The following is a 14,969-nucleotide window of genomic DNA, read 5'->3' on the forward strand; positions in this document are numbered from 1 at the left end:
TGAATCCTTTTGTTCTTATGATGATTAAATGTTCAGTAATTTCGAAGATATATCCTTAAGTGGAATATAACACATTCAGGAATTGTCTTGATTTACACTTCTTCTTAATTCAACTCACAACTGTACGCTGAATATTCTTTCATCATTTAAGCATAGATGTCCATAAGACCGAAAATGCTAATGAACTCAGGCGGTAATTTAAATCTCACCTGCCTGTATGGTTATTTCAAAATATTGCTGAGCGTCACACAAAATTTAAGGCCCTGCGTTCATATTTATCATAAATCCCTGACAGTAGCGGGGTACAATCACAGCGATAGGTTAGACGGTCTTCACAATGATGATACGTTTTCGTAGAATGCGCATAATAATAAGAGAGGTAGTTATGATTGAACGTGAACTGGGGAACTGGAAAGATTTTATCGAAGGCATGCTTCGTAAATGACATTCAGTAAGAATTGCAAGAGCACTTAAATAAGTAAAATAACCATAGTGTGAATTAATCACACACCCTAAAAGGCGGCCCTGAGAGCCGCCTTTTTTATTACGTACTGTTATTCAGGACGTTCCTTCAGCGGGAAGCGGCGACGCACCAGCACAAAGAACAGCGGCACAAAATAAATGGCCAGGACGGTTGCCGAAATCATGCCCCCCATCACCCCTGTACCTACCGCATGCTGGCTGCTGGAGCCCGCACCGGTGCTGGTTGCCATCGGTAATACCCCAAAGACAAATGCCAGCGACGTCATCAGGATCGGACGCAAGCGCTGACGGCAGGCGTGCAGTGTGGCCGCCATCAGCTCGTGGCCTTTGGCATTCATCTCGTTGGCAAACTCAACAATCAGGATCGCGTTTTTCGCCGACAGGCCGATCACGGTGAGCAGCCCAACCTGGAAGTACACATCATTCTCCAGACCGCGCATCCAGGTCGCCAGCAGCGCACCGATGACGCCAAGCGGCACCACCAGCATGACCGAGAACGGAACGGACCAGCTTTCATACAGCGCGGCAAGACAGAGGAAGACCACCAGCAGGGAAAGCGCGTAAAGCGCAGGCGCCTGTGCCCCGGAAAGCCGCTCCTGATAAGACATCGCCGTCCACTCCAGCCCAAACCCGGCAGGCAGCTGTTGCACCAGTTTCTCCATGGTGTCCATGGCGGTACCGGTACTGACGCCCGGCGCGGCTTCACCGACGATTTCTACCGCCGAATAGCCGTTATAGCGTTCCAGACGCGGCGAACCACTCTCCCAGTGCGACGAGGCGAACGCCGAGAACGGCACCATCCCGCCAGCGTTATTACGAACAAACCAGCGGTTAATATCATTCGGCAACATACGGAACGGCGCGGCGGACTGGACATACACTTTTTTCACACGCCCACGATCCATAAAGTCATTCACATAGCTTGAGCCCCAGGCCGTCTGCAGGGTGTCGTTAATGTCGTCGATGGAAACACCCAGAGCCTGCGCCTTACGCTGATCAATATCCACCTGCAGCTGCGGGCTGTCATCCAGGCCGTTATGACGAACGCGGGTCAGGTCAGCGTCTTTGCCCGCCAGCGCTAACAGCTTATCGCGCGCCGCCATCAGCGCCGTGTGGCCTGCACCGGCGTGATCCTGCAGCTCCATGTCAAACCCGGCAGAACTGCCCAGCCCGCTAATGGCCGGTGGGCTGCTGGCAAAGACGCGCGCTTCGTTGATCTTCGTAAACGCGTGGGTGGCGCGTTCAATGATGGCCGACGCGGTCCCCGTTTTTGTGTCGCGCTCGTCCCAGTCCTTCAGGCGTACAAACATACGGGCAACGTTCTGCCCGTTACCACCCGGGCCAGAGCCCACGGTGGAGAAGACCGACACCACATTATCTTTCTCCTGGGTGAAGAAGTACTGTTCGACTTTTTCGACCACTTTCAGCGTCTGCTGCTGCGTCGCGCCGCTCGGAAGTTGCACGGAGGTGGTGAACATTCCCCGGTCCTCCATTGGCAGAAACGAGGTAGGCAGATGCAGGAATAGCCAGACCATTCCACCCAGCAGCACTACGTAAATCAGCATCCAGCGCAGGCTGCGGTGCAGCACTTTACCGACAGCGGATTCATAGCGCGCGGCATTGCGGTTAAACATGCGGTTAAACCAGCCGAAGAACCCTTTCTGACCATGCTGCTCGCCTTTGTGCAAAGGCTTAAGAAGGGTAGAGCAGAGCGCAGGGGTCAGGATCAGCGCCACCAGTACCGAAAGCACCATTGCCGAGACGATGGTTATCGAGAACTGGCGGTAAATAGCACCGGTTGTGCCGCCAAAGAAGGCCATCGGGATAAAGACCGCCGAAAGCACCATGGCGATGCCGACTAACGCGCCCTGTATTTGCCCCATCGATTTACGCGTGGCCTGGCGCGGGGAAAGGCCTTCCTCGCTCATGATGCGCTCGACGTTTTCAACCACCACGATGGCGTCATCCACCAGAAGGCCAATTGCCAGCACCATTGCAAACATCGTCAGCGTGTTGATGCTATAACCAAACGCGTAAAGCACCGCGAAGGTGCCCAGCAGGACCACGGGGACGGCTATGGTCGGGATCAGCGTCGCCCGGAAGTTTTGCAGGAACAGGTACATGACCAGGAAGACCAGCGCGATGGCTTCCAGCAGGGTCTTCACCACATCCTCAATCGACGCTTTAACGAAGGAGGTGGTTTCGTAGGCGACTTTGTATTCAAGGCCGTGAGGGAAATAGTTCGACAGCTCGTCCAGGCGGTCTAACACCAGTTTCGCCGTCGCCATTTCATTTGCGCCGGAGGCCAGTTTAATCCCCAGGCCGGAGGCGGGATTACCATTAAAGCGGCTCAGGTAGTCGTACTTTTCCGCACCCATTTCCACCGTGGCGACATCGCCCAGCCGCACTTCTGAACCGTCCTGATTCACGCGTAGGGTGATGTTGCGGAACTGCTCCGGAGTCTGAAGCAGCGATTGCGAGTTAATGGTGGCATTCAGGGCTTGTTTTTCGACGGAAGGCGTTCCTCCCAACTGCCCTACGGCAATCTGGGCGTTCTGCGACTTGATGGCGTCCGTCACGTCAGTCGCCGTCATCTGGAAGCTGTTCAGCTTGTCAGGATCGAGCCAGATGCGCATTGAATATTGTGACCCGTAGGCGTCGATATCCCCTACGCCGTTAATACGGCTGAGCGGGTCCTGAATGTTACTGGCAACGTAGTCCGCAATATCCTGCTTATCCATGGAACCATCGGTGGAGACAAACGCGATGGTCAAAATATTGGTATCCCCCGTTTTACGTACGGTAACGCCCTGATTCTGCACTGCCTGCGGCAGTTTTCGCATGGCTGACTGCAGCTGGTTTTGTACCTGCTGCACCGCTTCATCCGGGTCAGTCCCGGCCGTAAAGCTCAGGGTCACCGTTGCCTGGCCCGTGGCGCTGCTTTGTGAGGACATGTACATCAGGTTATCCAGACCCGTCATGTTCTGCTCGATAACCTGCGTCACGGTATTTTCCAGCGTCTGTGCCGAGGCGCCGGGATAGTTTGCTGTGACACGCACGTTAGGAGGTGCCAGATCGGGGTATTGCTCAACGGGAAGTGAAGTAATGGCCAGGACACCTGTCAGACACAACAGAATGGCAAGTACCCAGGCAAAAATGGGGCGATCGATGAAAAAATTCGCCATGAAAAATTGACCTCGTTTTGCTGCACGTCATTATTGTTTATTGCCCGCACCACTTTAGCGGCAAGACGAAGACCAAACGTGGAGAAATAAAGGAGATAATGTAAATTATCATGCGCGTTTCTCTGCGCTGCCCCCTTTACGGTTATTTACCTGTTAACGCCAGCGACGAAGGGAATGTCACGCTCACCTGCGTTCCCCCATTTTGTGGCTGCGAAAAGTGCAGGGTACCGCCGAGCCGTTCCGCGCGTTCACGCATTATATTCAGCCCGTAATGTCCCGGCGGTTCGCTGGCTTCGCCAATCCCGATGCCATTGTCGCGAATGCTCACGCTGTGCGTGCCGTCCACGGCGGTGATACAGCTTACGGTGATCTCGCTGGCCTGCGCGTGCTTGATTGCGTTCAACACCGCTTCACGCACGATCTGCAGCAGATGCACCTGCTTTTGTGCGTCAAGGGCCAGGGAGGAGAGGCGACAGTCAAGATGCAGCTTTGCCTGCGTCTGACTCTGCAGGCCGTCGAGTGACTCCTGAAGGGCCGCCGGCAGGTTAGCGTGGTTGAGCGTCAGGCGGAAGGTGGTGAGCAGCTCGCGAAGCTGATGCCAGGCATTGTTAAGCTCGCGGGAGAAGTCGGTGATGATGGTCTGCGCCGGGGCATTCTCTTGCGGTACGGCACGCTTAAGCAGCGCAAGCTGGATCCGCAGATACGACAACACCTGCGCGAGAGAATCATGCAGTTCGCGGGCAATCGTCGCGCGCTCTTCCATCAGCAGCAACTGCTGGTAATGCTTTTGCGCCTGGTTGAAGTAAAGCCCGCGCCCGAGCATTGTCGCCACGCTTCTCATCAGCGGAAGCGGGACGCTGTCCGTCTCGCTCTGCCAGCGTAGCTCGCCGTAGAGCGTATCCTGCATCAGCACCGGCAGGTTTTGCAGCGGCATGTCGGCTGCCTCACTCCCTTCACACAGACGCCAGTCGTCACTGGTCCGTAACTCCAGATAATTCATCCGGGTGTATTCATGGACGATTTGCAATATATGCCGGAAACAGTGACTGTCTATCTGTCCGGTGTTGAGCGCCTGCGAACATTTGAACAGCATTTCGAGCTGCTGATGCGCCTCGTTCAGGTGCCGGGTCTTTTCCGCAACCGAATCTTCAAGCGAGCGATAGAGGGTGTGTAACTCCGCCGACATATGGTTAAAGGCGCGGGACAGCTGACCGAGTTCATTCGGCAAAGTGGTATCCGGTGCCGGGGTATCAAATTGTCTCCGTTCAACGCGTTCGCTTGCGGCGACCAGATTGTTGAGGGGCAAGACCACCTGGCGACGGATGCGTCGCAGGGTAAACACCGTCAGCAGCAGGATCCCCAGCGCGCCAGCCAGAGAGAGCAGGGTCACCGTCTGAATTTTATGTTCGGTATAGTGCTGAAGGGCGAGCACAAAGGCATCAATACGGCCAACAAAATCTTCGATATGGGTTTGATACCACGCGAGATCGCCGCGGGCGATGTGCGTATCCATCTCCTGCCAGGCCAGATGCAGCTGCTGGTAGCGCTGTTTGACATCGTCCGGCACGTACCAGCGGTTCAGCTTTTGGAGTGCAGGTGCGCTCAGGGTGTGTTGCCAGTGTTGGCGATGCTGTGTCAGGGAAGGGCTGTTGCGCTGCATCTCATAGCCCAGCCGGTAACTCTGCATACGCAGTGAACCCGCAATATTGATGGCTTCGGCGTCACGCTGGCTGCTGGCAAGCGTCAGCAGCGCGACGGTGCTGGTCAGAACGGATAACACAATCATCGAAAAGAAAGCCCAGGCCAGGCTTGCGGAAACAGGGCGTTTAACGGTCACAGAACGGCTTCCTGAATAAAATTGATCTGCCACAGGTTCACTGGAAATAGTTTGGCATTCCGGGCAATTGAACATTGCCTGACGACGCTGTGATGAGTAAATACCATATTCATACAAAGAATAAGGTTATTGAACCAAAAACAGGTGTCGTTATGAATCGTTTTATTATGGCTAACAGCCAGCAATGTATTGGGTGCCATGCCTGCGAAGTTGCCTGCGTAATGGCGCATAATGATGAGCAACATGTCCTGAGCAAGCGCCATTTCCATCCCCGTATTACGGTCCTTAACTCTGGCGCGCAGAACAGCCCCGTCACCTGTCACCACTGTGAAAATGCCCCGTGTGCACTCAGTTGCCCGAACGGCGCCATCAGCAAACGCGATGACAGCGTACAGGTGAATCAACAAAAATGCATCGGTTGTAAAGCCTGCGTGGTTGCCTGTCCCTTCGGCACAATGGAGATTATCGTTACGCCGCTCGACAACGGCAGTGCAAAAGCCTCGGCGTATAAATGCGATCTCTGCCTGACCCGCCCGCAGGGCCCGGCCTGTATCGAAAATTGCCCGGCAGATGTGCTGACGCTGGCGACGCCAGACGTGCTGGATAACCTGGCAAAATCGCGCCGTCAGCGCACCGCCAGGCTGGAGGCGCAGCCCTGGCACAGTGAGGCAGTCAGCGAGGGGACGGCACCCACCAAACTGCAGCAGATGCACAACACACCACCACGCGGCGAGCCCGACAAACTGGCTGCCGAAGAGCGGGTTGGCCATTTCAATGAAATATACCTGCCGTTTCGGACCGAACAGGCCAGACGCGAGGCATCGCGCTGCCTGAAATGCGGGGAGCACAGCATATGTGAATGGACCTGCCCGCTGCACAACCACATTCCGCAGTGGATTGAACGGATTAACGCCGGTGACATCCTCGGCGCGGTCGAACTTTCTCATCAGACCAACTGTTTACCTGAAATTACCGGCCGGGTCTGCCCGCAGGACAGGTTATGTGAAGGTGCCTGCACCGCGCGCGATGCGTCAGGGTCGGTGACCATTGGCAACCTCGAGCGCTACATCTCTGACCAGGCGCTGGCGTTGGGCTGGCGACCGGATATGTCTGGCGTTTCTTCGGTGGGAAAACGCGTCGCGATTATCGGCGCGGGGCCTGCCGGGCTGGCATGCGCGGATGTGCTGGTGCGCAGCGGGGTGAGCGTGACGGTCTATGACAGGCATCCCGAAATCGGCGGCTTGCTGACATTCGGCATTCCGGCCTTTAAGCTGGATAAATCCCTGCTCGCACGACGCAGAGAGATTTTTACTGCGATGGGGGTTCACTTCGAGCTGAACTGCGACGTGGGCAGCGATGTGTCGTTGTCTCAGTTGCAAACAGATTACGACGCCCTGTTTATTGGCGTGGGAACCTATCGTTCGATGAAAGCGGGCATCCCCCATGAAGATGCGCCGGGTGTCTACGATGCGTTGCCGTTCCTGGTGGGGAACACGCGCCACGTCATGGGGCTGGACGCGACGGCCAACGAACCGTTTATCGACACCCGTGGGCTCAACGTGGTGGTGCTGGGCGGGGGGGATACCGCAATGGACTGCGTGCGCACCGCGTTACGTCACGGCGCGGCAAAAGTCACCTGCGCCTATCGCCGGGATGAAGCCAATATGCCGGGCTCGAAAAAAGAGGTGAAGAATGCGAAAGAAGAGGGAGCCGCATTTGAATTTAACGTCCAGCCCGTTGAATTGACCCTTGCTGCTGACGGCAAGGTTAACGGCATCCGGATGCTGCGCACCCGGATGGGAGAGCCGGATGCGCAGGGGCGTCGTCGACCCGTCCCGGTGGAGGGCAGCGAGTTTGTCATGCCGGCCGATGCGGTGATTATGGCTTTTGGCTTTAACCCACATGCCATGCCCTGGCTGGAGAGTCAGGGCGTCAACACCGATGACTGGGGGCGAATCATTGCCTCGGTGGAAAGTCGCTATCGTTACCAGACGTCTAACCCGCAAATTTTCGCCGGCGGTGATGCGGTGCGCGGTGCTGATCTGGTGGTGACGGCGATGGCGGAAGGGCGTCATGCGGCGCGGGGGATCCTTGACTGGCTTGAGGTCAGTGTGCCGAAAATGCACTAAACCAGGCGGGCGACAAAGCGGGTTTCACGGCGTACTATAGGAAGACTCATTGTGTCGTGGAGCCCGTATGACCCTGAAAATTGACGTTATCAAAGACAAAATCCTTTCTGAAAACTACTTTGTTCTGCGTAACATCACTTACGATTTAACCCGTAATAACGGTGAAGTGATCCGCCATAAACGCGAGGTCTATGACCGCGGCAATGGCGCCACCATTTTGCTTTATAACCGTGAAAAGCAGAGTGTGGTGCTGATCCGTCAGTTCAGGGTAGCAACATGGGTCAATGGCAACCCTGACGGAAGGTTGATTGAAACCTGTGCGGGCCTGCTTGATGACGACGAGCCGGAAGTGTGCATCCGCAAAGAGGCCGTCGAAGAGACTGGCTTTGAGGTGGGAGAGGTCAAAAAAGTCTTCGAGCTGTTTATGTCTCCTGGCGGCGTGACGGAAATCGTCCATTTCTTCATCGCGGAATACAGCGATGCGCAGCGTACTCACCGCGGCGGTGGCGTGGAAGATGAAGATATTGAAGTGCTGGAGTTGCCGTTTTCCCGCGCGCTGGAGATGATGCATGCCGGGGAAATCAGGGATGGTAAAGCTGTGATATTACTACAGTATCTTCAAACGACCGGGCTGATGAACGCCTCTTTCGAACGGTGATAGATTGTATTTCGGATAAATCTATCCGATAAATCCGATTGAGCAACCCGGGCGGGAACACGAAGATACAGCCCAGTTAAGCGTTTTCGTTCCGGGATTGTGCCATTCATGCGCTATTGCGTCTCTCTTCTCTGCCTGTTTTGCGTGCTCACCTCCTCGCAGGTGTGGGCTGCGCCTGCCCAGCAATTATTTTCTGACTGGCAGGTGACCTGCAATAACCAGAATTTTTGCCTCGCACGCAATACCGGTGAACACCGGGGGCTGGTCATGACGCTCAGCCGCAGTGCCGGCGCGAAAACCGACGCTACGCTGCGTATCGATCTTGGCGGCCTTGCTGACCCTGCCGTGAAAGAAGCGGATATTGCGCCACGGTTGTTGCTGGATAAGGTTCCTCTCAAGCTGGATCGGCAGCACTGGCAGTTAACCCCGTGGCATCTGAAAAGTGATGATGCCGCCACCATCACGGCGTTTCTGAAAAATATCCAGGAAGGAAAAGCCCTGACCTTGCGCGGCGGTGACCAGGTTATCTCTCTGAACGGCCTGAAAGCCGCGCTGTTGTTTATTGATGCGCAGCAGAAACGTGTCGGGAGTGAAACGGCCTGGATTAAAAAAGGTGACGATCCGCCGTTAAGCGTGCCGCCTGCACCCGCCTTAAAAAAGGTGGCGGTAGTCAATCCGACGCCGACGCCGCTCTCCCACGCCGAATTGAACGACCTGCTGGATTATGGCACCTGGCGGATGAACAACAGCCAGTGCTCGCTCGATCCTAACCGCCGTGAAGTGCGCGTCACCGCGTTAACCGATGAAAAAGCATTGCTGATTATTAGCTGTGAGGCGGGGGCGTATAACACGGTCGATCTGGCCTGGCTGGTATCGCGCAAAAAGCCGTTTTCTTCCCGCAGCGTAAGGCTGCGTCTGCCTTTCACCCCTGCAGACGATAGCAGTGAAATCGAATTGATGAATGCCCGCTTTGATGAGAAAACGCGCGAGCTGACTACGCTCGCGCTGGGTCGCGGTATTGGCGATTGTGGGGTCCAGACGCGCTGGCGTTTTGACGGCCAGCGTTTCCGCCTGGTGCGTTATGCAGAAGAGCCCAGCTGCGATAACTGGAATGGGCCAGATGCCTGGCCCACGTTGTGGATCACGCGCTAAATTACGCTCAGCGCCTTCTCAACCACATTCTCAACGGTAAAGCCAAAATACGGGAACAGCTTGTCGGCAGGCGCCGACTCGCCGTACCCACGCATCCCGACGATGGCACCCTTCAGCCCGACATATTTGTACCAGTAGTCGGCGATACCCGCCTCGACGGCCACACGGGCTGCGACGTTAGAGGGCAGGACCGATTCACGGTAGGCCTCATCCTGAGCATCAAAAATGTCGGTGGACGGCAGGGATACCACGCGTACCGCATGACCTTCGGCGGTCAGTTTTTCCGCGGCCTTCACGGTAATTTCCACCTCAGAACCGGTAGCAATCAGGATGACATCCGGTTTGCCGCCGCTGTCTTTCAGGATGTACCCGCCGCGGGCGATATTTTTTACCTGCTCCGGCGTGCGTTCAATCTGGGCCAGGTTTTGCCGCGACAGAATTAATGCCGTTGGCCCCGTGTGGCGCTCAACCGCCAGCTTCCAGCCAACCGCCGCTTCGACCTGATCGCACGGACGCCAGGTGCTGAAGTTTGGCGTCAAACGCAGGCTCGCCAGCTGCTCAACGGCCTGGTGGGTGGGACCGTCTTCACCCAGACCAATCGAATCGTGGGTGTAGACCATGATCTGCCGCGCTTTCATTAATGCCGCCATACGCGCCGCGTTACGGGCGTACTCAACGAACATCAGGAAGGTAGCAGTGTAGGGCACAAACCCGCCGTGATGGGCGATGCCATTGGCAATGGCGGTCATCCCGAACTCACGCACCCCGTAGTGGATATAGTTCCCGGCAATATCCTCTTTCAGCGATTTTGAGCCAGACCAGATGGTCAGGTTACTTGGAGCCAGATCCGCGGAGCCGCCCAGCAGTTCGGGCAGGAGGGGGCCGATGGCGTTGAGGGTGTTTTGCGAGGCCTTACGGGTGGCAATTTTCGCCGGGTTAGACTGCAGATTTTCAATCAGCGCCTGGGTTTTCGCTTCCCAGTCCTCCGGCAGGCCACCGCTCATGCGGCGCGAGAATTCAGCGGCCAGTTCCGGGTGGGCTTTTTGATAGGCGGCAAATTTTTCATTCCACGCGTGCTGGGCTTTTTCACCCTCTTCGCGGGCGTCCCACGCGCGGTAGATCTCTTTCGGGATCTCAAACGGCGGGTATTTCCAGCCCAGTTTCTGCCGGGTCAGCGCCACTTCTTCTTCACCCAGCGCCGCGCCGTGGGCTTCCTCTTTACCCGCTTTGTTCGGTGAGCCGAAACCGATGGTGGTGCGACAGATGATCAGGGACGGTTTGTCCTTCACGCTTTGCGCTTCCTGAATCGCTTTTTTCACCGCTTCTGGGTCGTGGCCGTCAATTTCATGCACTACGTGCCAGTGGTAGGCCTCAAACCGTTTTGCCGTGTCGTCGGTAAACCAGCCTTTGGTCTCCCCGTCGATGGAGATACCGTTGTGATCGTAAAATCCGATCAGCTTGCCCAGCCCCAGCGTGCCCGCCAGCGAACAGACTTCGTGAGAAATCCCCTCCATCAGACAGCCGTCGCCCATAAACACATAAGTGTAGTGATCGACAATCTCGTGGTCTGGCTGGTTAAACTGCGCCGCCAGCGTGCGTTCGGCAATCGCCAGCCCGACCGCGTTGGCTAACCCCTGGCCGAGCGGCCCGGTGGTGGTCTCCACACCCGGCGTATAGCCTATCTCCGGGTGGCCCGGCGTTTTTGAGTGCAGCTGGCGGAAGTTTTTTAACTCGGATAGCGGCAGGTCGTAGCCGGAAAGGTGCAGCAGGCTGTAGAGCAGCATGGAGGCGTGGCCGTTAGAGAGAATAAAACGGTCGCGATCGTACCAGCTGGGGTCGTTCGGGTTGTGCTTCAGGAAATCATTCCACAGCACTTCGGCAATGTCAGCCATGCCCATGGGGGCGCCAGGGTGGCCGGAATTGGCCTTCTGCACGGCATCCATGCTGAGGGCGCGAATGGCATTGGCTAGCTCTTTACGGGACATAATTCACTCCGTGGCAAGGTTAAAGTTTGGCGGCAAGAAGATCTTCAAGTTTGCGCTGGTCGACGGCGAACAGGCGGATGCCTTCCGCCAGTTTTTCGACGGCCATTGCGTCCTGATTGTGCTCCCAGCGGAATTCCGCTTCGGTCATGGCTTTAGGTTTGGGGAGGACGGTTGATGTGGGCACCAGTTTGCGGATAACCGTCTCCTCTTTGTCCTGCAGCTCTTTAAGCAGGTTAGGGGAGATGGTCAGGCGGTCACAGCCTGCCAGGGCGAGGATCTGCTCGGTACGGCGGAAGCTGGCGCCCATCACGATGGTTTCGTAGCGGTGCTGTTTGTAATAGTCGTAGATATTACGCACCGATTTCACGCCCGGGTCCTCATCCACCACGTACGGATCCATCGGCTGTTTAGCCTGATACCAGTCATAGATTCGCCCGACGAACGGAGACACCAGGAAGACGCCGGCTTCGGCACAGGCGCGCGCCTGCGCAAAGGAGAACAGCAGCGTCAGGTTGCAATGGATCCCCTCTTTTTCCAGAACTTCCGCCGCGCGGATCCCTTCCCAGGTTGAGGCCAGCTTAATCAGAATGCGCGATTTATCGATGCCCTGCTCCTGGTAGAGCTCAACCAGGCGGCGGGCTTTCGTGATGCTCTTCTCCTGGTCGAAGGAGAGGCGGGCGTCCACTTCGGTAGAGACGCGTCCCGGGATGCTTTTCAGAATTTCCGCACCGAAATTAACGGCCAGCTTGTCGCTCGCTTCGGCGACCTGCTGCTCCTGTGTTTTACCGCGCTGTTTACCGTAGTCGATAGCGTCATCAATCAGATGACTAAAATGAGCAAGACCGGCCGCTTTGAGCAGCAGCGAAGGGTTAGTGGTCGCATCTTCGGGCTGATAGTGACGAATCGACTCGATATCACCGCTGTCGGCGACCACGGTAGTGAATTGTTTGATGCCGTCTAGTTGGTTCATAAATAATTACTCCTTGGAAATAAAAGAGTTACTCGAGTGCGTTAGTTCACACTTCTGCGAAAATCATGATGGACTTAACAAAAAAGCATAGCAGACGGGGGAGGCATTGCTTTCTGAGACGGGTAACATGGCTGTTATAAATTGATAACAATTTTTATTCTGCAATGGTGAGAGTTTGGCAGCCTTCAAAGTTTATGTGGCTGCCTGCGGCGATACTAGGCGGCACACCAGGGTGTGCTTCAGGATCGCAAACGTCACCCTTTTGACCGATACGTGAAAGGAAAAATAAGATGGATGATCAGTTAAAACAGAGTGCTCTCGATTTCCACGAGTTCCCTGTCCCAGGTAAAATTCAGGTCTCCCCGACAAAACCGCTGGCGACTCAGCGCGATCTGGCGCTGGCCTACTCGCCCGGCGTCGCGGCGCCGTGCCTCGAAATCGAAAAAGATCCGCTGGCAGCCTATAAATACACCGCGCGTGGCAACCTGGTCGCCGTGATCTCTAACGGGACGGCGGTGCTGGGATTAGGCAATATTGGTGCGCTGGCCGGTAAGCCCGTGATGGAAGGCAAGGGCGTTCTGTTCAAGAAATTTGCCGGTATTGACGTGTTCGATATCGAAGTGGATGAGCTCGATCCTGATAAATTCATCAATGTGGTTGCCGCGCTGGAACCAACCTTCGGTGGGATCAACCTCGAAGACATCAAAGCGCCGGAATGTTTCTATATCGAGCAGAAACTGCGCGAGCGTATGAACATTCCCGTGTTCCATGATGACCAGCACGGTACCGCGATTATCAGCACCGCGGCCATTCTGAACGGTCTGCGTGTGGTTGAGAAAAATCTCTCTGACGTGCGTATGGTGGTCTCCGGCGCAGGCGCGGCGGCAATCGCCTGTATGAACCTGCTGGTGGCGCTGGGCATGCAGAAGCACAACATTGTGGTCTGCGACTCCAAAGGCGTTATCTACAAGGACCGTGAGCCGAACATGGCGGAAACCAAAGCGGCCTACGCGGTAGAAGACGACGGTAAACGCACGCTGGAGGACGTGATTGACGGCGCGGATATCTTCCTTGGCTGTTCAGGCCCGAAAGTGCTGACCCAGGAGATGGTGAAGAAAATGGCGCGTGCGCCAATGATTCTGGCGCTGGCAAACCCGGAGCCGGAAATTCTGCCGCCGCTGGCAAAAGCCGTGCGTGAAGATGCCATTATCTGTACCGGTCGTTCCGATTACCCGAACCAGGTGAACAACGTTCTCTGCTTCCCGTTCATCTTCCGCGGGGCGCTGGACGTGGGCGCGACGGCGATCAACGAAGAGATGAAGCTCGCGGCCGTTCATGCCATTGCGGAACTGGCGCACGCCGAGCAGAGCGAAGTGGTCGCCTCGGCGTATGGTGACCAGGATCTGAGCTTTGGCCCGGACTACATCATTCCAAAACCATTCGACCCGCGTCTGATTGTCAAAATCGCCCCGGCGGTTGCTAAGGCGGCTATGGACTCCGGCGTGGCGACGCGCCCCATCAAAGATTTCGATGCTTACGTCGATAAGCTCACCGAGTTTGTCTACAAAACCAACCTGTTTATGAAGCCCATTTTCTCCCAGGCGCGTGCCGACGCGAAACGCGTGGTGCTGGCGGAAGGGGAAGAGGCGCGCGTTCTGCATGCCACGCAGGAGCTGATCACCTTAGGTCTGGCGAAGCCAATCCTGATCGGTCGTCCGAGCGTTATCGAGATGCGTATTCAGAAGCTGGGGCTGCAGATCAAAGCGGGTGTGGATTTTGAGATCGTTAATAACGAATCCGATCCGCGCTTTAAAGAGTACTGGAACGAATACTACGCGATCATGAAACGTCGCGGGATCACCCAGGAGCAGGCGCAAAAGGCCGTGATCAGCAACACCACGGTGATCGGGGCGATCATGGTCCACCGCGGTGAAGCGGATGCGTTGATCTGCGGCACGATCGGTGATTATCACGAGCACTTCAGCGTGGTGCAGGAGATCTTCGGCTATCGCGAAGGGGTCCACACCGCCGGGGCGATGAACGCGCTGCTGCTGCCAAGCGGCAACACCTTTATTGCCGACACCTACGTCAACGACGATCCGAGCCCGGAAGAGTTGGCGGAGATCACCGTGATGGCGGCAGAAACCGTGCGTCGCTTTGGTATTGAACCGAAGGTGGCGCTGCTGTCGCACTCCAACTTCGGTTCGTCGAAATCAGCGGCGGCGTGCAAAATGCGCCAGACGCTGGAGCTGGTTCGCCAGCGTGCGCCGGAACTGATGATTGACGGCGAGATGCACGGTGATGCTGCGCTGGTGGAGAGCATTCGAAACGAACGCATGCCGGACAGCCCGCTGAAAGGTTCTGCAAACGTGCTGATTATGCCGAACGTGGAAGCGGCCCGCATCAGCTACAACCTGCTGCGTGTCTCCAGCTCTGAAGGGGTTACCGTAGGACCGGTGCTGATGGGCGTGGCGAAGCCAGTGCACGTGTTGACGCCGATTGCTTCGGTGCGTCGTATCGTGAATATGGTAGCACTGGCGGTGGTTGAAGCGCAGACGCAGCCGCTGTAA

At 56.2% G+C, this 14,969-nt stretch carries 9 protein-coding genes; 5 read left to right on the plus strand and 4 right to left on the minus strand.

The genetic code is table 11. The annotated features are described in order from the left end of the window. The first annotated feature begins 385 nt into the window (after nt 1-385). A complete protein-coding gene (gene ypfM, locus QMG44_RS20520; RefSeq protein ID WP_015572204.1) occupies nt 386-445 on the plus strand; it encodes a protein YpfM in 60 nt (19 codons plus the stop codon). Between the two features lie 109 nt (nt 446-554). On the opposite strand, the gene acrD is transcribed toward ypfM, so the two are convergent. After that, nucleotides 555-3,668, minus strand: a complete 3,114-nt coding sequence (gene acrD, locus QMG44_RS20525) for a multidrug efflux RND transporter permease AcrD (protein ID WP_014171108.1) — start codon at nt 3,666-3,668, stop codon at nt 555-557. A 142-nt stretch (nt 3,669-3,810) separates the two neighbouring features. Beyond that, nucleotides 3,811-5,505: a nitrate/nitrite two-component system sensor histidine kinase NarQ gene (gene narQ, locus QMG44_RS20530; RefSeq protein WP_086532230.1), complete on the minus strand. Its 1,695-nt coding sequence runs from the start codon at nt 5,503-5,505 to the stop codon at nt 3,811-3,813. Between the two features lie 152 nt (nt 5,506-5,657). Here narQ and aegA point away from each other — a divergent pair, with 152 nt between their 5' ends. The 3 genes from aegA (at nt 5,658) to QMG44_RS20545 (ending at nt 9,444) form a co-directional block, all read left to right on the plus strand. After that, nucleotides 5,658-7,634 carry a formate-dependent uric acid utilization protein AegA gene (gene aegA / locus QMG44_RS20535; RefSeq protein ID WP_047366199.1) on the plus strand — a complete coding sequence of 659 codons (1,977 nt, stop codon included), beginning with the start codon at nt 5,658-5,660 and terminating at the stop codon, nt 7,632-7,634. A 67-nt stretch (nt 7,635-7,701) separates the two neighbouring features. Continuing rightward, entirely contained in the window at nt 7,702-8,292 is a 591-nt protein-coding gene (nudK, locus tag QMG44_RS20540; protein ID WP_020883075.1) for a GDP-mannose pyrophosphatase NudK, read from the plus strand. Nucleotides 8,293-8,400: 108 nt separating this feature from the next. Then, nucleotides 8,401-9,444, plus strand: coding sequence for a DUF1176 domain-containing protein (locus tag QMG44_RS20545; protein ID WP_020883076.1), 1,044 nt, complete (start codon nt 8,401-8,403; stop codon nt 9,442-9,444). Here the strand turns inward: QMG44_RS20545 and tkt are convergent. Then, a complete protein-coding gene (gene tkt, locus QMG44_RS20550) occupies nt 9,441-11,429 on the minus strand; it encodes a transketolase (RefSeq protein ID WP_086532232.1) in 1,989 nt (662 codons plus the stop codon). The two genes, QMG44_RS20545 and tkt, sit on opposite strands and share 4 nt — an antisense overlap. A 19-nt stretch (nt 11,430-11,448) precedes the next feature. Continuing rightward, complete coding sequence (tal, locus tag QMG44_RS20555; protein ID WP_014171101.1) at nt 11,449-12,399, minus strand: transaldolase; 951 nt, start codon at nt 12,397-12,399, stop codon at nt 11,449-11,451. 290 nt (nt 12,400-12,689) lie between these two features. Between tal and maeB the strand changes: the two genes are divergently transcribed. Further along, nucleotides 12,690-14,969, plus strand: coding sequence for an NADP-dependent oxaloacetate-decarboxylating malate dehydrogenase (maeB, locus tag QMG44_RS20560; RefSeq protein WP_014171100.1), 2,280 nt, complete (start codon nt 12,690-12,692; stop codon nt 14,967-14,969).

The sequence above is a fragment of the Enterobacter sp. 200527-13 genome, assembly GCF_027924865.1.
GTDB lineage: Bacteria > Pseudomonadota > Gammaproteobacteria > Enterobacterales > Enterobacteriaceae > Enterobacter > Enterobacter ludwigii.